Source organism: Brevibacillus parabrevis, assembly GCF_003710905.1.
In the GTDB taxonomy this organism is placed as follows: domain Bacteria; phylum Bacillota; class Bacilli; order Brevibacillales; family Brevibacillaceae; genus Brevibacillus; species Brevibacillus parabrevis.
The window spans coordinates 309,575-333,240 of record NZ_RHHV01000012.1 but is presented as its reverse complement, the minus strand read 5'-3'; the positions used below and the strand labels follow the sequence as shown (position 1 = coordinate 333,240).

At 54.7% G+C, this 23,666-nt stretch carries 19 protein-coding genes; 7 read left to right on the top strand and 12 right to left on the bottom strand.

Annotated features, from left to right (window positions below; all coding sequences use genetic code 11):
* Positions 1-17: 17 nt before the first annotated feature.
* The 3 genes from EDM60_RS17485 to EDM60_RS28715 all read right to left on the bottom strand — a co-directional run bounded on the left by EDM60_RS17485 (position 18) and on the right by EDM60_RS28715 (position 5,660).
* Complete coding sequence (locus tag EDM60_RS17485; RefSeq protein ID WP_122965117.1) at positions 18-1,952, bottom strand: CotS family spore coat protein; 1,935 nt, start codon at positions 1,950-1,952, stop codon at positions 18-20.
* A gap of 159 nt (positions 1,953-2,111) precedes the next feature.
* A complete protein-coding gene (locus EDM60_RS17480) occupies positions 2,112-5,390 on the bottom strand; it encodes a DEAD/DEAH box helicase (RefSeq protein WP_122965116.1) in 3,279 nt (1,092 codons plus the stop codon).
* A 99-nt stretch (positions 5,391-5,489) separates the two neighbouring features.
* Positions 5,490-5,660 carry a hypothetical protein gene (locus tag EDM60_RS28715; RefSeq protein ID WP_167470324.1) on the bottom strand — a complete coding sequence of 57 codons (171 nt, stop codon included), beginning with the start codon at positions 5,658-5,660 and terminating at the stop codon, positions 5,490-5,492.
* A gap of 274 nt (positions 5,661-5,934) precedes the next feature.
* Between EDM60_RS28715 and pdaA the strand changes: the two genes are divergently transcribed.
* Entirely contained in the window at positions 5,935-6,741 is an 807-nt protein-coding gene (pdaA, locus tag EDM60_RS17475; protein WP_122965115.1) for a delta-lactam-biosynthetic de-N-acetylase, read from the top strand.
* A 128-nt stretch (positions 6,742-6,869) separates the two neighbouring features.
* On the opposite strand, the gene aspA is transcribed toward pdaA, so the two are convergent.
* Positions 6,870-8,294, bottom strand: coding sequence for an aspartate ammonia-lyase (aspA, locus tag EDM60_RS17470; RefSeq protein WP_217365361.1), 1,425 nt, complete (start codon positions 8,292-8,294; stop codon positions 6,870-6,872).
* Positions 8,295-8,455: 161 nt separating this feature from the next.
* Here aspA and EDM60_RS17465 point away from each other — a divergent pair, with 161 nt between their 5' ends.
* Positions 8,456-8,953 (top strand): Gmad2 immunoglobulin-like domain-containing protein, encoded by a 498-nt coding sequence (locus EDM60_RS17465; RefSeq protein WP_122965113.1) that lies wholly within the window; start codon positions 8,456-8,458, stop codon positions 8,951-8,953.
* Positions 8,954-9,042: 89 nt separating this feature from the next.
* Positions 9,043-9,576 (top strand): cysteine hydrolase family protein, encoded by a 534-nt coding sequence (locus tag EDM60_RS17460; RefSeq protein ID WP_122965112.1) that lies wholly within the window; start codon positions 9,043-9,045, stop codon positions 9,574-9,576.
* A gap of 199 nt (positions 9,577-9,775) precedes the next feature.
* Here EDM60_RS17460 and EDM60_RS29465 read toward each other — a convergent pair whose 3' ends face one another.
* Entirely contained in the window at positions 9,776-9,901 is a 126-nt protein-coding gene (locus EDM60_RS29465; RefSeq protein WP_255679085.1) for a hypothetical protein, read from the bottom strand.
* A gap of 198 nt (positions 9,902-10,099) precedes the next feature.
* Between EDM60_RS29465 and EDM60_RS17455 the strand changes: the two genes are divergently transcribed.
* The gene (locus tag EDM60_RS17455; RefSeq protein ID WP_122965111.1) at positions 10,100-10,846 is read left to right on the top strand and encodes a YwaF family protein; all 747 of its coding nucleotides are present in this window, start codon (positions 10,100-10,102) and stop codon (positions 10,844-10,846) included.
* Between the two features lie 7 nt (positions 10,847-10,853).
* On the opposite strand, the gene EDM60_RS17450 is transcribed toward EDM60_RS17455, so the two are convergent.
* Positions 10,854-11,729, bottom strand: coding sequence for a LysR family transcriptional regulator (locus EDM60_RS17450; protein ID WP_122965110.1), 876 nt, complete (start codon positions 11,727-11,729; stop codon positions 10,854-10,856).
* Between the two features lie 147 nt (positions 11,730-11,876).
* Here EDM60_RS17450 and EDM60_RS17445 point away from each other — a divergent pair, with 147 nt between their 5' ends.
* Positions 11,877-12,764, top strand: coding sequence for a DMT family transporter (locus EDM60_RS17445; protein WP_122965109.1), 888 nt, complete (start codon positions 11,877-11,879; stop codon positions 12,762-12,764).
* A gap of 150 nt (positions 12,765-12,914) precedes the next feature.
* Here EDM60_RS17445 and EDM60_RS17440 read toward each other — a convergent pair whose 3' ends face one another.
* Positions 12,915-14,513 carry an amidohydrolase gene (locus tag EDM60_RS17440; protein WP_122965108.1) on the bottom strand — a complete coding sequence of 533 codons (1,599 nt, stop codon included), beginning with the start codon at positions 14,511-14,513 and terminating at the stop codon, positions 12,915-12,917.
* Positions 14,514-14,728: 215 nt separating this feature from the next.
* On the opposite strand from EDM60_RS17440, the gene EDM60_RS17435 reads away from it, so the two are divergent.
* Both EDM60_RS17435 and EDM60_RS17430 read left to right on the top strand, forming a co-directional pair.
* Complete coding sequence (locus EDM60_RS17435) at positions 14,729-16,045, top strand: MFS transporter (RefSeq protein ID WP_122965107.1); 1,317 nt, start codon at positions 14,729-14,731, stop codon at positions 16,043-16,045.
* 200 nt (positions 16,046-16,245) lie between these two features.
* Positions 16,246-16,692, top strand: coding sequence for a NucA/NucB deoxyribonuclease domain-containing protein (locus EDM60_RS17430; protein WP_122965106.1), 447 nt, complete (start codon positions 16,246-16,248; stop codon positions 16,690-16,692).
* 51 nt (positions 16,693-16,743) lie between these two features.
* Here EDM60_RS17430 and EDM60_RS17425 read toward each other — a convergent pair whose 3' ends face one another.
* Genes EDM60_RS17425 through EDM60_RS17405 form a run of 5 tightly spaced genes read right to left on the bottom strand, consistent with a single transcriptional unit; the run spans position 16,744 to position 23,577 of the window.
* Positions 16,744-18,480, bottom strand: a complete 1,737-nt coding sequence (locus EDM60_RS17425) for an ABC transporter ATP-binding protein (protein ID WP_122965105.1) — start codon at positions 18,478-18,480, stop codon at positions 16,744-16,746.
* Complete coding sequence (locus EDM60_RS17420) at positions 18,449-20,317, bottom strand: ABC transporter ATP-binding protein (protein ID WP_122965104.1); 1,869 nt, start codon at positions 20,315-20,317, stop codon at positions 18,449-18,451. The genes EDM60_RS17425 and EDM60_RS17420 overlap by 32 nt, the downstream gene beginning before the upstream one ends.
* Positions 20,318-20,358: 41 nt before the next feature.
* Positions 20,359-21,168, bottom strand: a complete 810-nt coding sequence (locus EDM60_RS17415) for an energy-coupling factor transporter transmembrane component T family protein (protein WP_122965103.1) — start codon at positions 21,166-21,168, stop codon at positions 20,359-20,361.
* Between the two features lie 3 nt (positions 21,169-21,171).
* Positions 21,172-22,974: an ABC transporter ATP-binding protein gene (locus EDM60_RS17410; RefSeq protein WP_122965102.1), complete on the bottom strand. Its 1,803-nt coding sequence runs from the start codon at positions 22,972-22,974 to the stop codon at positions 21,172-21,174.
* Positions 22,975-22,977: 3 nt separating this feature from the next.
* Entirely contained in the window at positions 22,978-23,577 is a 600-nt protein-coding gene (locus EDM60_RS17405) for an ECF transporter S component (RefSeq protein WP_122965101.1), read from the bottom strand.
* Positions 23,578-23,666: the final 89 nt, after the last annotated feature.

The window sequence follows — 23,666 nt, the reverse complement described above, 5'->3', positions numbered from 1 at the left end:
TCCTTTCCTATTGCGACTCACAGCATGTTTCTGCCTGTTTTTTGCGCTTTTGCCGAACGCGGCTTTTTTGCTTGGCTGCTGGCTGATTTCCGGCTTGGAGCTGCCGTTTTTTTGTATGGATGCGTGACGGCTGCATGCTGAGTTTTCCGGGGAGAACCGGACTTTGCTACCACTTGGTTCCCTGCTTTTGCTTTTTCGCTCGTTTTGGGAGACTTGTTGAGCGGTTTTTTTGCTTGCAGCTTTGTAATTGCTTTTTTGGCAACCGCTTTTTTGTTCGTTGCGCTTTGTTTGCTTCCCTGACTGGACGCTTTCTTCTTGACTGGCTTATCTCCCGTCTTTGCACGTTTTGCGGGTGCTACTTTTGCTTTCAGGCGCGGGCCTTGTTGCTTGGCAGGCTCCGCTTTTTCAACGGGTGTAACAACCGGGGCCTTGATGAACCAGCCTGACGGAGGAGTAGTTGTTTGGACAGCAACCGGAGTGCGTTCTTTTTCTTGCTTGACCGGCTCTTTGCGCGTTTCCGGCCGCGCCTTTTCTCGCTCCTTCGGCTCCTGCGGCTTCTTCACTGTAGCGGCGCGGATCGGCTCAGGCTCAGGAATGCGCAGCGCCTTTTTCGCCTTGACTTCGTCTGGCTTGTTCTCGACCTTCGCTTTTGGTCGGCGGGCGTCTGCTGCCAGTACCGCTTTTTCTTCCGCGACAGGCACAAGCACTTGACTTTGCTCTGGAACTTGACTTTGAGCAGGAAGCTGCATTTGGTCAGCAAGCTGCCAGTTGGCCTGATTCTCTGTACTCGCAAGCGATTGCCGTTCCGGTGAACGCGGTACAACCACTTGCGTGTAATTGCCTGGCTGGTATTGACTGCTGTCTTTGGCCAACTCCGCAAGCGCCTGGTCTTTTGTCTGATCGGTTGCCACAACCCGCTGCAAAATACCCTCTGCCTCGGTGTTCAGGAAGGTGACCGGATCGTAAAACATTTCTTTTAAATGCTTGTAAAATTCGTTTGGCACGGACATATCGAGCAGCAGGATTTCGAAGGACTCACGATCGAGCGGGTTCGCCCGGTGATACGCTTCGATCATCCCTCTCATCCATGTCACGTCCCAGACACCCATGTCGTCCATCGTGCTGGTAATCAGCTTCCGCAGGTCGCGAAACGGCAAGTCGTACGCCACGCCGTCCAGGTCGATAACCCACAGTCCGCCAGGTCCGTTCTGTCCATTGGACCAGCCGTAGTCCTGGTGAACCAATCCCCAGTGCGGCTCGCCCATTTGCACCATTTTCGGATAGGAAGATGCTTTCAGCCGCTCCAGTGCTGCGATTGCTTGCTGTTCGTATTTGTCGACGACCGCCAAGATCGGACCGCTTGCCGCCGTTTCCCGATACGCTTTGGCCATTTCACGCATCCAGCCGATTTTTTTGGCGATCTTTTGATAGTAGTTGGGCCAGCGATACAGACGGGAAGAGTTTTTGGCCCCTGCTGGCGGCACGTACCCTTTGGTGTGCCGATGAAATTCGCCCAAGCCGTAGCACAGCTCCTGCGCCCCTGTCAGGTCGACTTTGGCCGCTGGTTCAAGGGAAATCCAGTCGGTGACAATCCACAGCTTTCCGCCCTTCTCCACAAACAGCTTCCCGTCCCTGGCCGGAATCAGCGCTGGCACCCTTGCTCCCTGCCTGACTACGTATTCCTGCAAACCTACGCTGTAGAGGCTTCTCTCTGGCGTCCGGTGGAGCACTTTCAGACTGCGCGGGCCTTTGTTCGTCTCGATTCGCCAGATGGCACCGCCTTTGTCAGGCTTCGAGGTAATCAATGTCCTGTTGTGAACGGTCATGTCGTATTCCTTTATGACAAGCTCAGCGACTGCATCTACTTCCGGAGGTACTTGCATATCCCAATCGACAGGAGTGGGCTCGCTTCCATCTCTAGTGTCCCATGGTTTGATCACATACTGTTCCATTCCATTCCCCCCGTGTTCCTAATTCAAGCGCTCACCTTCTTCATAAAATATTCGTGTATACAGGTTGACGAAACGGACAAATATCCTTGGCAGTTTGCCAATTCCTCCAACGAAAAAGCGACCCGTTCTGCGCAACTTGGCAGACTGGCCGCTTTTTGGTCATATCATCAAAATTTCCCGCAGGTCTTCTTCGCTCATCGTCGAAATCGCTGCTTCTCCGGGGGCGATGACTTCCTCGATCAAATGCTTTTTCTTTTGCTGCAACTCGTACATCTTTTCTTCGACCGTCCCTTGAGCCACCAGTCTGATGACCTGGACGACCCTTTTCTGGCCGATCCGGTGCGCCCGGTCTGCTGCCTGCTCCTCAACGGCCGGATTCCACCACAGATCGTACAAAATGACCGTGTCCGCTCCCGTCAAATTCAGACCCGTCCCCCCTGCCTTCAACGACATGAGGAACAAGTCGCATTCTCCGTCGTTGAATCGGTTGCACAGTTCAATCCGTTCGGCGGCTGGCGTGTTGCCATCCAGATAAAAAAACGGAATGCCGTGATCGCCAAGCTCCCGACCAATGATGGCGAGCATCTCCGTGAACTGTGAAAAGAGCAGGACGCGCTTGCCTGCGCCGAGACATTCTTCCAACACCTCAAGCAATTGCTCGAATTTGGCGGAGCTGCCTTCGTAGCCCTCGACAAACAGGGCTGGATGACAGCACAGCTGGCGAAGTCTGGTCAAGCCCGCCAAAATCTTGATCCGGTTTTTGTCAAAAGTTTGCTCGTTCAAGTGCTTCACGGCGTCTTGTTGCAGCTTGGCCAAATAGGCGATGTACAGCTTTTGCTGCTCCGGCAGAAGCGCCGTCGCTTGCAAGGTTTCGATTTTTTCCGGCAGCTCCTGCAAGACCTCTGATTTCAGCCTGCGCAGCAAAAACGGTCTGGCCCGCTTGGCGATGACTTCTCTTGGCAAGTCCTGAAAAGCTTTGCGCTGGGGAAACAGCTCGGGAAACACAACGTCGTAGATCGACCACAGTTCCTCCAGCCTGTTTTCGATCGGCGTTCCGGTCAAGGCAAAGCGCTGCCCGGCCTGAATGCTCTTCACAGCCTGCGCCGTCTGGGTAGTATGGTTTTTAAACGCCTGCGCCTCATCCAAAAACAGCGTGTGAAACGTGCGCTCGGCATATTCGGCGTAATCCCTGCGCAAAAGCGGGTAAGACGTGATCAGCACATCCACCGCTTCCGCTTCCTCGCGCGCCGTATTCCGTTCCTGCCGACTCCCGTCCACGATGCGGACTACAAGCTCCGGAGCGAACTTGTTCAACTCGTTGCGCCAGTTGTACAGAAGCGAGGCAGGCGAAACGATCAGGATCGGTTGTTTGCGGCTGCGAATGTCGGGGAGCTTGGCTACCATGTACGCGATGCTTTGCACCGTTTTGCCAAGCCCCATATCGTCCGCCAAAATGCCGCCAAAACCGTAATGGGCGAGCGTCATGAGCCATTGGAAGCCGAACTTCTGGTAGTCGCGCAAAACTGGTTCCATCCTGTCCGGTACGCGGAAGTCGAGGTTGTCCGGGTTGCGCATATTTTCCAGAAAGCTGCGCAACGTTTTCCCGAACTGCACCGTCTTGTCCTGCGGCGTGTCCAGCAAGCGCAAGCCGTGCAGCATCGGCAGCGCAAAGCCGCTGGCGATCCAGTTGGCGTGGCGCACTCCGATTTCGTCGACAAGCTGGTTGATCCGCTCAAATTCTTTCGTCTCCAAAGGCAAGAGCGCCCCTGTAGGCAGGCGGTAATATTTGCGCTTTTCTTCCAAAGCGAGCAGCAATTGCTTGATTTCAGTAGGCGGGAAGCCTTCCACGTCAAAGCGGACTTCCAGCCAATTCGTTCGCTCATTGATCTCTACCTTGACCTTTGGCGGAACGTGCATAGAAGCCAGCCTCAGCTTGACCGCCGTGGTCGCGTACACTTTGCACCATTTTTCCAGCTCGGGCACGACCGTGTGCAAAAATTCGTATTCGGCTTCCTCGTCATCGAGAAAATAGCCCGCTTCCGTCTGGACGAAGGCGCTTTGTTCCATCAGTTCCAAAATCCGCTGCTCCTTCTCTCCGTCGCGCATCAAGATCAGATCGTTGTCTCTGTTCTGTCCATTCGTGTCTGTGACAAGCGGATTGATGACGATATCGCCGTACTGAAATTCCAGTCCGGCCAGCAGCCGATCGCGTATCCGGTCGAGATAGAGCCTCGCCTTCAACTGGGTCTGCACGATCCGGTCGGCAACAGGCTGGGCAATGCGGACGCTGCCAAGCTTCATCAAGCCCGGAACGACCTTGGTCATGAATGGCTCCATTTGCTCTTTCGGAACGACGATGTCCTGTCTTTGATGCGCTTCCAGCATTTGTTTCAACTGCTGCAGGTTGTTGCAGGCATCTGTTGACTGCTTCATCCACACGCCGTCATGCAAAATACATCCGTATTCACGAAGCACGGTCAAACCGGACAAGCCCTCGACTGTCAAACGGTATTCGGCTTCGCTGTCACCCGCATCGAATGCAAACTGCAACGGCACCTTCCCGGTTTGCGCCTGAAACGTTTCATACGTCTGCTCGCCCTGTACGACGCGCACGCCAGGAGCTTTGAGCAGGTGAGCGAACAAGCTGTCCCAGGCAAAAGGCGGGACAATCAGCGTTCGCTCCGAGCCTGCCGCTTTTGCCTCCTGATAGCTGTATCCTGCTGTCTCGCGGTACAGCTTTTCATGATGATAGACGTGAACAAGCTCTTCCATGATCGGTTCATGCGCCTGCAAAAAGCGATGACACTTCGGATCGTAAGTAAAATGGGCGGAAAAGGCGTACGGCTCCCCTTTTTCCATTTTCGCCAGGAAGTCCCGAATGTTTTTGACGACGTACAGCCGTTTTGGTCCCAGCTTCAGCTCGATTCCGATCACCGCTTTGCGATAGCCGTACGGCACGATTTTGCAAATGATTTCCGCTTCCAGTACCGCCCGCTCGTCAAGCAGTACCTTCCTCATCCTTGTCCCCTGCCGTCTTGCTCCGCCAAACAAGTCGAGGATGCCCTGTGTCAATTGATCGTCCCGGTCTGCCGTCGCGCTTTCCCTGGAAGCTGGCGTGTTCACGCGGCTCCCTTTTGGCGAAAACTCATCCTGCGGCAGATCACGCACAGTCAACAGCACAGCCGCAATATGCTGGCAATACTGTTCATAGGAACGCAGCGCAGGACAGCTGCACGTCGCCACGATCCCTGCCTCATCCCCTTCCATATGTACCTGGTAGTCGTGTTTGCCTGCCTGAACGGTTGCCCGAACGATCATCGGCTCAGGCTGAAACGTATCGACGCTCACCTTTTGCGAGCGATAAAAGGCTTTGCCCCGCTCGTAGGAGAGGCGACCGCACCATTCTTTGATTTTTTGATGGCTGATTGAAAAGCTCATGGCCTGTACCTGCTTCCTAAAATATGTTTCATGATAGCAGATTTCGAAAGAAAAAAGATACGCCTTGGCGAGCGTATCTTTTTTCGCTATATCGAATGATTAATCTTCGTCCTCGTCATCTTCGTCGTCGTTGTCTTCCAAGACCGGATCTTGATTCCGCGAGAAGATCCATTTTTTCTTCGTGCCATCTTCGTATTCCACTTTTACTTCGATTTCTTCAATGTCCTCGTCCTCACCAACGGCGTCACGCAAATACCGCAACCAATCCATGACTACACCTCCTGGTACCGGATGATTTCATACAGCCTCGTCAGCGGCTTTCCCGTCGACATTGATACTATATGACGGCTGCCGCTTGCATGTATGGTTGATTGTCCCTTTTGTGCGCGTAGATTTTTACACATCTTGCCACCTCGCTCTGGCTGATCGATGTCGCCATGCGCTTCGCAGCTGTTACATATTTGCAGATGGACTGGACAAACTTTGGATGGAAACGTCTGCGAGACCGTCATGACGATATGGACAAAGAAGGGAGTATCGCATCATGAAAGCACACTGCACAAGGCTCCTCAGAACGGGTGTCATTCTCATGCTTGCGTTGGCGTTCACCTTGCCGCTTTCCGCGGCGGTCGCCTATCAGGATCACCCGTACCATTTCGGCTTCAAAAAGAGCAAAAATGGACAGCTTCCTTCTATTAACGAGGAAGGCTTTAAAGGAATCGTGGATCGGCACGGCGCGGTTTTTTTGGGCGACACCAGCAAAAAAGAGCTGTACTTGACGTTTGACAACGGATATGAAAACGGCTTTACCCCGGCCATTCTTGACACGCTTCAGGCGAAAAAGGTCCCTGCGATTTTTTTCGTGACCGGACATTACGTGAAGGAGCAGCCTGAGTTGTTGAAACGGATGACAAAGGAAGGGCACCTGATTGGCAATCACTCCTGGAGTCACCCTGACATGACCACCGTACCGAACGAAAAGATCAAGGAAGAGCTGAATCGGGTCAAAGAAGCCGTCAGCCAAGTGACCGGACAGGCGACCATGCGCTATCTCCGCCCCCCGCGGGGAATTTTTAGCGACCGGACTCTCGCGGTCAGCAAGGAACTCGGCTACACCAACGTCTTTTGGTCAGTTGCCTACAAGGACTGGGATACAAAAGTACAGCGCGGTTCCCGCTTCGCCTTCGACAGCGTAATGGGACAGCTGCATCCGGGAGCGGTGATTCTTTTGCACTCCGTCTCCAAGGACAATGCCGACGCGCTCGGCTCGATCATTGACGAAGCTCGCAAGCGCGGCTACGAGTTCAAGAGTCTCGACCAACTGCCGCAACATCAGCAAAGCTCCCCATAAAAAGCTTTGGACGAGATCAACAGGCTTCGCCGCTCGCATGCGCGATAGCCTGTTGCTTCTGTCGGCAACAAAAAACTCCCGCTGCCTCGTTTTGCACAAGGGCGGGAGTTTTCTTGCGTTTGCTGCTTCTACTGGCGATCCAACAGGGAAGCGCCGGCGATGCCCGGGTGGGTCATCTCGAACGGGTCCAAAATGAGATCGAGTTCTTCTTCTGTCAGGACGTTGTACTGCAAGCACAGCTCGCGCACCGATTTTCCGGTGAGGATCGCTTCGCGCGCGATGCGGGCAGCCGTTTCATAGCCCAAATGCGGGTTGACCGCCGTGATGACGCCTACGCTTTTTTCTACGTATTCTTTCATGCGCTCGCGGTTTGCTTCGATGCCTTCCAGGCAGTAGCGGGTGAACGCGCGGAACGCGTTGTCCATGATGCTGATCGATTGCAGCAGGTTGAAGACAAGCACTGGCTCCATCACGTTCAGTTCCAGTTGGCCCGCTTCGGAAGCCAAGCAGATCGTGTGGTCGTTTCCGATTACTTGGAAGGCTACTTGATTGAGCACCTCGGCCATAACCGGATTGACTTTACCTGGCATGATAGAAGATCCTGGCTGACGTGCTGGCAGCGAGATTTCGCCCAGTCCGGCACGCGGTCCGGATGCCATCAGACGCAGGTCGTTGGCGATTTTTGACATGTTCATCATGCAAACTTTCAATGCAGCAGACACTTCTGTGTACGCGTCTGTGTTTTGCGTCGCATCTACCAGGTGCTCCGCCCCTACGAGCGGGAAGCCGCTGATGGTTGCCAAATGCTCGACAACGGTTGTAATGTAGCGCGGATCGGCATTCAAGCCTGTCCCTACAGCGGTCGCGCCCATGTTCACTTCGTACAAATGCTGGCGAGATTGCTTGATCCGCTTGATGTCGCGTTCCAGCACGCGGCGATACGCTTCAAATTCCTGGCCGAGACGGATCGGAACCGCGTCTTGCAAGTGCGTGCGCCCCATTTTGATGACGTCGTCAAACTCTTTTGCTTTCTGGCCAAATGCATCGTGCATGGACTCCATCGTTACGAGCAGTTTTTCCAGCAAGTCGAGCGTCGCGATATGAATCGCAGTCGGGAATGCGTCGTTGGTCGACTGCGACATGTTGACATGTGTATTTGGACTGAGATGGAAGTAATCTCCTTTTTTCTCTCCGATAAGCTCAAGACCGCGGTTGGCGATCACTTCATTGGCGTTCATGTTAATAGATGTTCCCGCACCACCCTGGATCGGGTCCACGATAAATTGATCGTGCCATTTCCCTTCAATGATCTCCTGCGCGGCAGTCACAATCGCATTGCCCAGTCGCGGATTCAGACGGGAAACCTCCATATTCGCAAGGGCTGCTGCTTTTTTTACCATAGCCATTGCGATGATCAGGGAAGAATGAAGACGGTATCCGGTAATCGGGAAGTTCTCTGTTGCCCGCATGGTTTGGACACCATAATAGGCATCTACAGGAATTTCTTTTTCACCAAGAAAGTCTTTTTCCGTGCGAAATGTTTGTTGTACCATTCTTATCAGACCAGCTTTCTAGGAATAGTGGTTAATGCTACCTCCCCATTCTAGCACAGAATCGGAGTGGTATGACCAGTAGTTTGAAACACAATTTGGCTTTTTTACGTCATACTAAGAGCAAGACTCGCCATATCTCTACAGAATCGAGGGGTACGTTTATGAAAAAACTTCTTTTTGTCTTGTTGACCGTCGGCCTGTTGCAAGGCTGCACCAGCTCTCCCCCTGCCCCGGAAGCTCCGCCTGCAACCACGCAGCCCGAGACTCCGGCACAGCCTGAGACGCCTGCTCCCTCTAACCCGCAAACTCCGGCTGAAAAACCGCCTACCGAGCAGCCTGAAACAAAAGAAACGGTATATGCCAATGATATTTTTCGCAATGTCACCGTGAAAAAGACGGGGGAAGACACGTTTGAAGTCAAAGGGCAAGCGCAAGTGTTTGAAGCAGTCGTCAATTACGTCGTGGAGGATGGGCACAACGAATTGACCCAAGGCTTTTTCCAAACCTCCTCCGGCGCTCCTGAATGGGGCGACTTCACCCAGACGGTCAAGGTGAAAAAAGCCGAGCCGAACAGCACGCTCATGCTCATCCTGTTCGAAGCGAGCGCCAAGGACGGCAGCCGCCGGAGTGAACTGATCATTCCTCTGCCGGAAAAGTAGTTCGCTCGGCGTGATTTCGTTCTCCCCTTGTCCTGCCATCTGGATTATAATGGGAGAGATTCATCATATGTGGGGAGGATGACTGTCGGATGAAAAAGACTGCCTTGCTCGTTGTCGATGTGCAAAACCTGCTCGTGGAATACTGTCACCAAGGCGAGGAAATCGTTGAACGGATCAAACATATGATCGCCGAGGCGCGAACTCGCGAGCTTCCTGTTCTCTACGTACAGCATAATACCGGAGAAACGGATGAACTGGCTCTCGGATCGCCAGGGTGGGAAATTCCCGCTTCCATCAAGCCGGAAGAAACCGATCCGGTGTTTCATAAAATGACGCCCGACTCGTTTTACGAAACAGGCTTGCATGAAAAGTTGCAGTCACTCGCCATTGAAAAGTTGATCATTGCCGGGTTCCAGACGAACTATTGTATTGATACAACGAGCAGAAGTGCCATCTCTCACGATTATGACGTGATTCTCGTCGGAGATTGCCACTCTACCACTGACACTTCCGTCCTCAAGGCACCAGACATCATCGCCCACCACAACAATACATTGAGTGGCTTTGGCAGCCCTAAACATGCCATCACAGTCAAACAATCAGCCTCGCTTTGGGAAGCCTAGTTTGCTTGCACGCCCACGCCAAAAACCATTGGACGCCATGCGCCAATGGTTTTTTCCATATTTTCCAATTTGCTCGAATGTATGGTATCCTTTTTTAGGAAGTTTCCCCCGAAATTCAAAAACCCTCCCGCTTGGAGAGGGCCTTGACTGTCAGACATCTATTTATTCGTGTGGCAACATGCTGACTTGCGTCGTGCTGCTACTTTTGCTCGCTTTGTTCTTCTTTGTAGCACTCCATGCAGAGGGCACCATTGTTCTCGATTTCGTACTCTGTCAAGCGAGCCTGGCAGGATTTGCATTGTTTTTCTGTGAGCACCAAGTTCAAGACTATATCTCCTCTCAATGATGTACGTTAGTCTATTTAGATTATAACCGAAGATTGATATGGAATAAGCAGCTTTGTGTTAAAATTTCGTGAATTCTTTCAATTACAAAAGGAAAAGCTTGCACTCGCCTTGCAACTGGCTTGCCCAGCTTTTCCTTTTACATAAACAGATAAACAGACACCGCCTGGGAGGCTTTCATGAACTCGCCTTACTTTTCGCTCTTCATCTCCGGTGCGCCTTTTCAACTCTTTTCGCTGTCGCACCTCATCGCCTTGCTTGCCACTTTTGGCACAGCGCTCCTGCTTTACTTGCTTCGTCACCGCCTGCAAGCACCTGCTGCCAAGCGGACGATCCGCTTTTCGCTGGCTGGGCTGTTGCTGCTGACGGAAGTGGGCTTTCAGCTCTGGCATGTCTATACGGGAAGCTGGTCGGCTGCCTACACTTTGCCGTTGCAGTTGTGCAGCGTCACTTTGTTGCTTGCGATCGTCATGCTGCTTTCGAGAAGCTACAGCTTGTTTGAAGTCACGTTTTTTGCGGGCATTGGCGGTGCAGCGCAGGCATTGATTACGCCAGAACTGTTTTACCCGTTCCCGCACTTCCGCTTTTGGCATTTTTTTCTCGCTCACGCAGGGATCGTTCTCGCCTGCCTGTACATGACGTGGGTCGAAGGCTATCGCCCGACTTACCGCTCCGTCTGGAAGACGATGGGCTTGCTGAACGGGCTGTTGGTCGCGGCACTCGCCGTGAACAGCTGGACAGGGGGCAATTACTTGTTTGTCTCGCACAAACCTGAAAATCCCAGCCTGATCGACTTCCTTGGCCCGTATCCGTGGTACCTTCTCTCGCTTGAAGGAGTTGCCTTCGCGATTTTTTCGCTCATGTACTTGCCGTTTCTGCGAAAAAAACAAGCGGCGGTGCCCGCCACGCGCGATTTGCCGTCGTAATGCCAACTTATCCTTGTTCGCGCACCCACTCGGTTACGACCTGCAAAAAGCGCTTCGCTGCGGGCGACTGCTTCTCAAACGATGTCGCTGCCACGCCGAGAGAACGATAATGCTCCCCTTCCAGCGGAATCATGCGGATGTTGGGCGGGAGGCGAAACAGGATCATCTCCGGGAGAATGCTGATTCCCAGGCCGTTTTGCACCATGGCGATAATGGCGTGGTCGTCGCCCACTTCGTACTTCACGCGCGGCTGTAGCTTATACATGGCGAGCAGCCTCTGAATATCGTTGTCGCAGCCTGCTTTTGGCATGATAAACGTTTCTTCCGCCAGACGGCTGACGTGCACCCGCTCTTCCTCGTAGAGCGGGTGCTCCTTCGTTACGAGCAAGTACAGCTGGTCCTTTTTCAACGGGATGGATTCCAATTCCTCAGTCGTCGGCAACGAGACGAAGCCCATGTCGACCTCCCCCGCCTGAATCCAGCTTTCGATCCCGTCGTAATAGCCTTCCAGCAGCTTGACTTCGATGGCGGGATACTGGTCCTGAAACCGTTTCAAAATGCCCGGCAGCCATTGGGTGGACACGCTGGTGAACGTCCCGATTCTGACTGTCCCCACTTCCATGCCGTTGATCGCATGAACTTCTTGCTTCATCCGCTCTTGGGCGCGCAGCATCTCGCGCATATAAGGGAGCAGCCGCTCGCCGTTGCTCGTCAGACTGATGCCGGAACGACCTCGCGTCAAAATGGAAAACCCAAATTCCCGCTCCAGACTTGCCAGGGCGTGACTGATCGCGGATTGCGTCAAGCCGAGAATTTCGCCCGCCCTGGTCAAGCTCCCCGATTCGATCACGGTGACAAACACTTCGTACTTGCTCAGGCTCATCTTGCTCTGCCACCTTTTGCATTAAAATTTTTCATGAAAAGCATGATAAACATTCATTTTTCTTATTCAAACATTACTCGTATACTGAGTATTGCGCAATACGAATACTTCATGGTCGCGCCTGGTCAACCGGGCAAGGAGGCACAAATGAAACCGCAAGTAAAAGCCGATCTGGCAATGCTGCTGGTTACCCTGTTTTGGGGATCGTCTTATTTGTTTATGCAAATGGGCTTGCAAGATTTGGAGACGTTTAACCTGATCGCCATCCGCTTTGGCATTGCTTTTGTTTTGGCGGCAGCGATTTTTCACAAACGGTTGCGCAGCACCAGCCGTAAAACATTGCTGCACGCCTCGATTCTCGGCACGCTCCTGTTTGGCGTGTTTGCCACGATTACAAACGGGGTCAAATCGACGACGGCTTCCCAAGCCGGGTTTTTGGTCAGCCTGACGGTCATTTTCGTCCCGCTGCTGTCGATTTTGTTTCGCCACCGCCCGGAAAAGCGCGTGTTTGTCGGGGCGGGACTCGCCATGGTCGGCATCGGTCTAATGACGCTCAACACCGAACTGCGGATCAGCCAAGGCGATCTGCTGTGTATCGCCGGAGCGCTCTGTTACGCCATGCACATTACCGTGACAGGCAGATTTGCCTCCTTTTCGGACACGATTCAACTCGGCATTTATCAGCTTGGCTTCACCGCCTTGCTCGGTTTCGTTTTTTCCTGTTTGTTCGAATCGCCTGTGTTGCCGCATTCGACAGAAGGCTGGGTCGCTGTGCTCGCTCTCAGTATTTTGTGCAGTGCCATCGGCTTTGTCGTCCAGACGGTGGCTCAAAAATATACGACCGCGACTCATACCGGACTGATTTTTTCGCTGGAGCCTGTATTCGCTGCCCTGTTTGCCTTTTTGTTCGCTGGCGAGATTTTGACCACGCGCGGGTATATTGGCGCAGCACTTGTACTTGCCAGCGTGCTGATTGCGGAAATCGACGTGGGCAAATGGCTGCGCAGCAAGCGGCAGACCCGTTTGTCAACATGACGAGGTTGTTCGTTGTTCGCGAATTTGCCCATACAAAAACCGGCTCCTTGTGCGCCCTGCCCCCAAGTGTTGATACGTACAACCTGGAGGTGCAGCGCATTTTCGAAGAGCCGGTTTTTCGTTGATGCTTCCTGGGCATCTGAGCTTTCGTTAGCTGCTATAGCAAACTTTTCCGCCAATGACCGTCATGACGGCTTTCGTCGTGAGCAATTCATCCGGATCGATCGTGAACAAGTCCTTGGAATAAACCGTCATATCCGCATATTTTCCGCGAGACAGCGTTCCTTTTACTTGCTCCTCGTTTGTCACCTGAGCGCCTCCCAGTGTAAACAAATGGAGCGCTTCTTCCATCGTCAATTTTTCCTCCGGGAGGTAGCCGCCGTGTGTTTCGCCCGGAGCCTTGCGCGTCACGGCCGCGTGAATGCCCAGCAACGGATCGATCGGTTCCACTGGCGTATCTGATCCTGCCGCGCAAATAATTCCCTTGTTCATCATCGTCCTCCAAATGTACGAGTCCTGGATGCGCTCTTCTCCCACACGGTCGATCACCCACGGGAAGTCGCCTGCGAGGAAGCGCGGCTGAATGTCGGCAATCCGGCTTGGCTGATTCAGTCTCTCCAGCAAATCCGGGCGCAAAATTTGCGTATGGATCAATCTGTCCCGATACGCGACGGTCGGAAACTGATCCAGACTGTCGAGCACCATTTCCAGCGCCTTGTCGCCAATCGTATGCACCGCAATCGGCATGCCGAGCTGACGCGCCTGCCGGACAAGCTCGGTCAGCTCCTCTTGTTCGTGTACCGGGTACCCGCTCGTCGACGGATCGTCTGCGTACGGTGCGGACAAGTAAGCGGTTCTGCGCCCCAAAGCCCCGTCTGCGAAAATTTTCACCGCGCCAATCTGTACGTGGCTGTTTCCATAGCCGGCGGTCATGTTCAGGTCGCGCAGTTCATGCATGTGCGGGTAGTAAACGAGCAGATGGGAGCGCAGCGCAAGCTCTTCCCCGTTGATCAGCTCATCGTAGAGACGATACGTCTGCGCCAGTCCGTTCAGTTCGCGCAAGTCTTCTGTATGCGCTCCGGTCAAGCCGTGCTGCATCGCGTAGCGGATGGAGCTGCGCAAGCTTTTTTTTAATGTATCGTAATCAGGGCGCGGAATATGTTTGGTGATCAGATTGGAAGCCGTTTCGAGGAGCATCCCTGTCGGCTTTCCGGTGAGCGAATCGCGCACGATCACTCCGCCAGCGGGCACCTCGATGTCAGGATGATATCCGGCAAGCTCCAGCGCTTTTGTATTGACCAGATTCGCATGTCCGCAAATGCGCGGCAAAAAGATCGGGCAGTGCGGCGCAGCGGCGTCAAGCTCCTCGATGCTCGGGATTCCTCCGCCGTCGACAAACAGATTCTCGTCCCAGCCAAAGCCTTGTATCCATTCATTCGCTTTTGTCTCATTCGCCTTTTGTCGGATGAGGTACAGCATTTCATCCTTCGATTTCGCCTCGCGCAAGTCGAGCTGCAAAAAGGTCAGCCCCAGCCAGCCCAAGTGCAGATGACTGTCGATCAGCCCCGGTGTTGCCGTGCAGCCTTGCAAATCGATCACTTGCGCATCGCTGCGTCCGTATTGCAGCAGCATATCCGCATCGCTGCCCAAATCGTGGACGATCCCGTCACGAACAACGAGAGCCTCCACAAACAAATGCCGCGAATCCCCTGTATAGATGCGTCCGTTTTTGAAAATGGTCGTCGCCATGTATGCTCCTCCTCGTGGATGTACGATCCGTATTCTTGCTCGCCTTCCCCTCTCCTTATTTGTTTGCCGCTCACCTTTTTCCTTCCTATTCTGAAAAAAACTTCGCCGATGACGGAAACGCAAGGAAAAAAACGGTACTTTCGCCGATTCCTGTTGAAAGCCCGCCAGGAAGGGTACGTTATGTTCAACTCTTATTTTTGAAGCGGGGTGATCGTATGCAGCAAAAAACGAAGAACCGCCTTCCTGCCTTTTTTCCGGCGATGAACAGCACCTCTTCAAAAGCGCCTGGCTCCGCTGCTCCTAAATCTCCCAAGCCCGGCGAACTGGACAACCAGGCTCGGCTTTTGCTGTTGGTGAATGGATTGTTCATCGCTGCCGGCGCTCTCTCCGGTACGTTCGTGAACGTTTATTTGTGGAAGGTGAAAAGTCAGTTTGCGCCCATCGCCTGGTTTACATTTGCTACCCATTTGGCTGGCGCCCTGACCTTTTGGCTCGCTGGCGCGTACGTCAAGCAGTTCAACAAAATGAACATCCTGCGCGCGGGGATGGCCGGGTCGGCGCTTTTTTACTTGCTTGTGCTCCTCGCTGGCCCGCAGGCTGTGTCGTACGCCGTCTGGCTCGGGCTGGTTCAGGGGATGGCGGTCGGCTTTTTTTGGCTTGCGTTCAACGTCGTTTACTTTGAAATTACCGGGCCAGACAACCGCGACCGCTTCAATGGCTGGGCAGGACTGTTGGCTTCCGTAGGCGGCATGCTCGCTCCCTGGCTGTCAGGCTGGCTGATCTCCCGTCTCCCCGGAAACAATGGCTACAGACTGATCTTCGCCCTCTCGCTCGCTCTGTTCGTCGTCGGCGGCATCATCAGCTTTTTTCTGAAAAAGCGCCAGTCGGAAGGAACGTACTCCTGGGGCTTTTCCTTCCGCTGTCTGCGCGAGGAACCCAAGTGGCGTCTCGCTGCCGCCGCTCTCGCCGCACAAGGCATGCGCGAAGGCGTGTTCGGCTTCATCATCGGGCTGTTTGTCTACATCGCCACGAAAAGCGAAATGACGCTGGGGAATTTCTGGCTGATTACCTCGGCCGTCGGGCTGCTCAGCTACTATGTGGCGGCCAAATGGTACGCCCCGCGCTACCGCAAATGGGGCATGCTCACAGGCGCGGTCATGATGTCCGGCATCTTGCTCCTGTTTTTCTGGCAGGTCAGCTATACGACACTGCTCGCTTTCGGGATCGTCGTCTCGCTCGCCTACCCGCTTTTTTCGATGCCGATGATCTCGACTGTTTTTGATTTGATCGGCACGAATGAACAGAGCGCGAAAAACCGGGTGGAGTATGTCGTTTTGCGCGAATTTGCCCTGGATGTCGGTCGGCTGGTCGGCATTTCGCTGTTCCTGCTCGTCACCGCGATCAGCGTCTCGGCCTCGACGTTAAACTGGCTGGTGTTCGCGATTGGAACCGGGCCTGTGCTCGCCTGGCTGTGCATGAAAAGCCTGTTTCCCGGGCCGGGCACAGACGATGCCAAACAAAGCCGAACTTAGCAGGCCGTGGCGGGGCCAGCCGGACAACAGAGAAGTACGCAGCGGCATTTTCGCAAAAGTTTTTTCTTAGCACGCTTGTCCTAGATTGGTATAATGAACCAAAGGGCAGTTGATCTCCGCGGTTATCGCCCGTGGATGAACTGCCCTTTTCCCATGCGGCGAACCAGCGATTGTCGCAAAAACGGACCAAGGAGAGCAACGTGCGAATCAAACGAATTTTGTTCACCCTCGCTTTTTTGATCGGGATCGGATTGTTCAGTCTGTTAACCGAGCAACAGAACAGCCAGACCACAAACACGTCTGTGCAAGCCGATGTCGTTCTGACCTTTCCCCGCGAGCGCTATCCCGAGACGGCAGAGCACATTCGCTCCGCCATCGAAAAAGGCCAGTCTGCTGTCTGTACCATCGACCGCAAATCGGCGGACAAGCACCGCGAAGATTCCTTGCGCGGCATCCCGACCAAACGCGGCTACGATCGCGACGAATGGCCGATGGCAATGTGCAAGGAAGGCGGCAAGGGAGCAGATATCGCTTATATTTCCCCTTCCGACAACCGCGGGGCAGGTTCGTGGATCGCCAACCAGCTCGAAAAGTACCCGGATGGCACGCGCGTGCAAATCGTCATCGGCGATCAGCTTGCCCGCTAGAAAAAACCCCGCTTGGCGCATCGGCCAGACGGGGTTTTTCGTCACAACGCGTTACGAGGAAATGTGCCAGCCGCTTGTTTGCTGCTGCAATCCCCACAGCTTCGCATACAGTCCGTGGCGGGCAATCAGCTCGTCGTGCTTGCCTGCTTCCACGACACGGCCTTGATCCAGCACATAAATTTGGTCAGCGTGGCGGATCGTTTTCAAGCGATGGGCAATTGCGATGACCGTCCGGCCTTGAATCAGCCTGTCGATCGCTTGCTGAATGTGCGCTTCGTTTTCCGGATCGAGGGAAGCGGTCGCCTCATCCAAAAGGACGATCGGCGCATTTTTCAGCATGGCCCGGGCGATGGATATGCGCTGCTTCTCCCCGCCGGACAACGTGCTTCCTCCCTCTCCCACCATCGTCTCGTAGCCGTTTGGCAGCTGCATGATAAACTCGTGGCAGCACGCCTGTCTGGCTGCCGTTTCGATTTCTTTTTGTGTCGCGTCTCTTTTGCCGAAGCGAATGTTGTTGGCGATCGTGTCCTGAAACAGATACACATCTTGAAATACCATCGAGATGCGGGACAATAACGCTTCCGGGTCCATTTTTGCAAGCGGCTGTTGTCCGAGCAGCACTTGCCCGCTGGTCGGGTCGTAAAATCTGGCAATCAGGCGGAGCACGGTGCTTTTTCCGCTGCCGGACGGCCCGACCAAAGCGGTGAACGATCCTGTCGGCATGTGCATGCTGACGTTGTCGAGCGCCAGCTTTTCGTTGTATCCGAATGATACGTGATCGAGCGTCACATCGTTTTCGTCCGGCGGATGCAGCTCGCCCGGCATCGTCGGTTCAGCCAGCAAATCGACGATCCGCTCGCCGGCCTGCTCGTGATAACGAAATTCTGCGTAATTGACGAGCGCCGTGGTCAGCGGATCGAAAATTCTTGTTCCTACCAAAAGAAACATGACAAACGTGATCAGATCGAGGTTGCCCCCAGCCAGCAAATACGTGCCAGCGATTACCATGAGCGTCAGACCCGCCCGAATGCAGGCGATGGCCGCCAGCACGATCGGCCCGAGCAAGCCTTCGATGCGGATGCTCTGTCTCATGAACTCGCGAAAAGACTTCTCCAGCCGCACGAAGCGCTCGCCTGTCAAATTGTACGCTTTGATGACGCGAATGCCGTTCAAATATTCCTGCAAGCGGTTCGCGGCATCAATTTTGGCCCGCATATGCTGGGCGCCGAGCTTGCGCTGAATGCCAGACGTGAGCAAAACGAGCATGATCGCGACTGGAAATGCGGCAAACAAGGCGAGCGCCATCCGCCAATCGATGAAAGACAGCCCGACGATAGCAATGACCGGCATGATCAGCGCCCCGATCATTTGCGGGACGAGGTGGGATATCCCGTGCTCGACCATCGCAAAATCGCCCATCATCATATTCGCCAAGTCGCCGGGGTCCCGCTTGTTCAAATAACCGAGCGACAGCTTGCGCAAATGCTCCGCAAGTCTGGCCCGCCCTTCTGCTGCCACGCTGTATGCGCCGCCGAACTGCGCCCGGTAGGCGGGCATTTCCGTCAGAAACAGCAGCACCAGAGACGCGATCAGCCATGCGCATATCCACCATAAACGCCCTGTGTTCAGCGGTGCGTCCGGGTGCACAAACGGTTCAAAAATCAAGCGCGCCGCCTCTACCAGCAAGACAAACGGCACAATGCTGGCAAGGTTCGCAATCGTCGTGTAAAAGACAGGCTTTAGCAATGCGCGGGGTTTACCGGCTGTTATATTGCTTAACGTGCTCATCGGCAGCCAACCTCCCTCTCTCTTTTCCGATCTGCCAGTTTTGCGCATCGGTGTACGCCGACCACATCCGGGCGTACAAGCCGTTTTGCTGTAGCAGCGCCTCGTGTTTTCCCTGCTCGACCAATTTGCCGCCTTGCATGACGAGAATCTGGTCGGCTTCCCGGATCGTGGACAGGCGATGGGCAATGACGATCACGGTCTTGCCTTTCACCAGTTCGGCCAAGGCCAGCTGCATTTCGTATTCATTCTCGGGATCGGCAAAAGCTGTCGCTTCATCGAGGACGAGAATCGGAGCATTTTTCAAAATCGCCCGCGCCACGGCCACGCGCTGCTCCTCTCCCCCTGACAAATAGACCCCGCCTTCGCCGATCAGCGTATCGTAGCCTTGCGGAAGGTTTAGAATAAACTGGTGGCACTGCGCGGCCTTCGCTGCCGCATAGACCGCTTCGGGCGCAGCATCGGGCAATCCTACCGCGATGTTGTTGTACACCGTGTCATAGAACAAAAACGTCTCCTGGAACACAAACGCCACTGTGTTCATCAAATCGGTGCTGGACAGATCGCGAATGTCCACGTCGCCAATGCGAATGGCGCCTTCCTGCACATCCCAGAAGCGGGGAATGAGATTGGCTACCGTCGACTTGCCTGCTCCCGACGGGCCGACGAGTGCGGTCACCTGCCCGTGCCGCGCCAGGAAAGACACATGCGAAAGGGCTTCTTTTCCTTGCTGTGCCTGTGCGCCCTCTGTGCCTTCTGTTGCGGTTGCGCTCGCATAGGCGAACGAAACGTCGTCAAACGCGACGTCAAAATGCTGCGGCTGTTTGGAAGCGAGCGGCTCGGCAACAGGCTGTTCGGCAAAAATCCGATCCATCCGCTCTACCCCTTCTCCAATGTCGCGCAGCGTCGAAGTCAAAAACATAATTTTGAACATCGGGGCGGACACCCCCGGCGCCATCACGAGGAAAAACAGCAGGACAGACGCGAACGCCACATTGTGCGGATCGCTGCTCAACAGAAAAACCCCCACAGGGAGGATGAAAGCGACGAACGAGCCTAAAATGACCTTGAACGTCAAATATCCGTTTTGAAAATCACGCGTATGCTTGACACAATAATCGCGGTACGAAATCATGTCCGCGTAAAACTGGCGAAAAGAGTGGACGGTTTGCCCAAACACCTTGATCGCGGGCATGCCGCGTACGTACTGCACGGCGGAACCGTTCATCCGCTCCAGCGAGTCGTAATATTTTTTGATGTTCTCTTTCGTCCGCGTCCCTTGAAACGACAGCACCTGCACCAAAAGAGCCAGCACGATCGGCACTACGCAGGCGAGCGCCAGCCACACGTTCAAGTAAAACATGACGCCGACCATGACGACAATCGTCACGACCACCTGAACCAAATCGGGCAATTGGTGGGCGATGAACGTCTCGACTTTTTCCACGTTTTGCTCCAGCGTTTTCTTGACTGCCCCCGTCGACGTGCCACTCAGCCAGCCAAGCGGCAAACGGCCGATATGGGAAGCCAGTTTCACACGCAAGCCGTACAAAATCCGAAAAGCGGCAATGTGCGATACCATCCCTCCCGCGTACATCAGAATGAGGCTTCCCACCAGTCCGAACAGGGCAATCACGCCCCAGCGAATCATGTACGCCCCGTCTGCATCGGCCACAGACGAGGCATGCAGCAGCAGCTCCTGCAAAATAAAATAGACAGATGCGTAAGGCACAAGCATGCAGATGGCGCTCAACGACGACAAAATGGCCGAAACGATCAGCAAGCTCCGCTTCTCATCCGCAATCTCCAGCAGTCGGAGCACGCCTTTTTTCTCGCTCATTCCTCTTCCCTCCCTTTCCATGCTTTCTAGACCACCAAGCGTTAGGCAAACATTTTGAGAAACGAGATTTCCCCAAGCAGACCAGCAAAAGCCAAGCCTGCAACCAACAGCCCCGACAATAGCCAGAACAGCAGGACAAACTGCCAGTCTTCCCGCTGGAACACGCTTGCCCGATAGTAAGTGCGCCGCGGATGGACTGCAAACCCGCGCGCATCCATGGACAAAGCCATCCGCTCTGCCTGCCGGATCGCCGTGACCAACAGCGGAAGCGTCGTCCCTCTCACTCTCTCCCCGTAAGACAACCGACTTTTTCTCGCTTTTTCATTCAAGCCTCTCACTTGACGCGCCCAGCGAATCGTCCGATGCTGCCGCTGCATATCCGGCACAAACCGCAAAATCGCCAGCACGGCGTATCCGATCCGGTCATTCACTCGCCAATTTTGCACCAGCGCCCGCACGAAATCAGGCGTCTCGGTCGTCAGTGCAAACAATAGCATGACTGCATACAGCGAAAGCAGCCGAAGTCCCGTAGTCAATCCGAGCAACACGCCTGCCTGCGAGCCTGGCTGGTTGCCCCCGGCTGCGCTGTCGATCATGAATGGATACGTGAGGAGAAAACCGATCAGAAACGGGAGCAGCACGACGATTTTTTTCATGTAGGAAAACAGCTGGACGCGCCCGAGCCAAACCGTCAGCAAGGCGCTTGCCACGATAAAGGCGACGGGCGTCCACACATTTGTCACCAGCGTTAAAAAAACAGTCACAGGCAGCGTCGCTACCAGCTTGGACAGTGGATTGAGACGATGCAAATACGAAGCGGAAGCTCCCGGGACACACTGATTCTCGCTCATCTTTTACGCCTCCACCCCCGTCCGCTCGCCCAGCAATCGCAGGCAGCCTGCTCGCACATTTTCGTAAGTCGCAATCCCGGCCAAGCTCGGATCGTACACGGACAGCTTTTGCGCCATTTCTGCTGCTGGTGGCAGACGCAAGCTCGCCTGTTTCAAAAGCTCCGGCTGCGAAAACAACCGAGCTGCCGTGCCGTGGAAGACGAGCTTCCCTTTTGCCAGCACAGCCACCCGATCGGCATACTCCGCAAGCAGCCAAAGCGCGTGCGTGATCAAGACAATCGCCACTCCTTCGCGTTGCAGGCTTTGCAGCATCTGCATGATCTCTCTGGCATTTTTTTGATCCTGGCCAAAAGTCGGCTCATCGAGGATCAGCACTTTGCGCTCCTCTGTCAGCATCGTCGCAACACTGAGCCGCCGCTTCTCTCCCTGGCTCAACTGGTACGGACTGCGCCCGGCAGCAGAAGCAAGACCAAACCGCTGCAACAGAGACTGGGCCTGCACACGGGCTTGCTCTTCATCCCGTTCCGGCATGCCGACGACAAGCTCCCTTTCTGCTGTCTCCGCCACAAACTGATGCTCGGGGTTTTGAAAAACAAACCCGATGTTTCGCACCAGTTCGGCCATCGATAGCCCTGTCATGTCTTTGCCGGACAAAAAGAGCGCTCCTTTGTGGGCGGGCAACAGCCCCATCAAGTGCAAAGCCAACGTCGTCTTCCCGGCGCCGTTTGCTCCCGCGATGGCCAACAGCTCGCCACTGGAGATGGTCAGCGCTCCCACTGATTTTTGCAGCACGCCCGAAGCGGCGAGGGACAGCATTCCTTCCCTGATCGCAAGCAGCGGGACGCCTGCTTCGTCTTCGGGCGATGCGGAGCGTCCAGCGTCTGCCGTTTGCTCAGCGCACGCAGCGGGCCGAGCGCCCTCCGACCAGCTTTTCTCTTGGATCAGGCTGCCAAAAGCAAAGCCGTTGCCCAGCCTTTTTCCGATCTGTTCCGCCACTTCATCCGCACAGAGCGCGACGGGCGACAGCCCCAACTCTTTGCTGAGCCGCACCGTCTCCGGCAAAAAGACGCCCTCTTCGCAGAGCCGCTCATAGCTTTCGGAAAAGACGCGTCGCGCTTCCCCTTCGGCGCTTACCTCTCCTGTCTTGCCGAGCACAAGCACACGATCGGCCAATCCGATGCATTCGTCCAGATGGTGCTCCACGAGAACGAGCGCCTGTCGCCCGCCTTGCTTCAATCGCTCAATGACGGCGAACACTTCTGCGCGGCCTGCCGGATCGAGCAGCGCTGTCGGTTCATCCAGCACGATCACTTGCGGCTGCATCGCCAGCACAGAGGCAATCGCGAGCCGCTGCTTTTGCCCGCCGGACAGGTGCTCCACTGCCTTTTTGCGCTGATCAGAAAGTCCTACTTCTGCCAGCGATTGCGTGATGCGCCGCTCCATCTCTTCGCGGTCCAGACAAAGATTTTCCAGACCGAAAGCGACCTCATCCTCCACCGTAAAAGCAACCAGTTGCGCTTCCGGGTCTTGAAACACCATCCCGACATGCATCGCCAGTTCCCCTACGGTTGCCTCGCTCGTGCTTCGCCCTGCTATCCGCACATCGCCCTCATAGCTCCCCTGGACGGCGTGCGGGATTAATCCGTTCAAGGTGAGGGCGAGCGTGCTTTTGCCCGCCCCGGATGCCCCCATGATGAGCAGCAGCTCGCCTGTTTGTACACGGAATGTCACGTTAGTCAGGACAGGCTGTTCGGCGGCATCGTAGCCGAAACAGACATTCCGCACATCCAAAACACCGTTATCCATCAGCTATCGCCCTGCTTTGTTCGCGAGGCTCACACGATAGTCCGTCAGCAAGCCTGCCTGCATCAGCGAATGGCACAAAGCGCGGGAGAGCCATGCAACCAAGGCGCAACTGACAGCCGTCACCGCGAACAAACCGACCTGTGATCCGAATGACAAGTTCGCATAGCCTGTCAGCGGGTACTCGCTCAGGACTGCCAGCGCGCCTGTTACGGCGGCGGCTGTCAACATAAACCGTCCGCTGTACGTCCGATAGCGTGCAACGGCATAAGGCAGCTCGCAATACAATCCGTTGATCGCTTGCCCGATCAGCATCATCCAGCCGTAGGAGGTGAACGGAATCATTACCAGACCCGTTACCAGTTCAGCCAGCACGCCTGCTCCCGGTTTGCGGATAAGATAGAGCGCCATAAAGCCCGGCATCATGTAAAAACCGATAAGGACACGGGAATAAATCGGACCCGTAAGCGAAGTGGCCAGCATATACACGTAATTGACCCCGATAATGACGATGGCAAAAACCACTCCCAAAAGCCCGGCCATCAGCAAGTCTTTCGTTCTCCAAGCCCGTTGTACTCGGCCAGCGTTCTCCAAGCCTGCTTTCATTTTTTCACCTCTCCTGTGTTTGCTTCTCTCTTTTGCTGTTCCTTCTTTATCATAGAGTGAGGGGCAGCCTCTTTACCGCCATTTCGCGG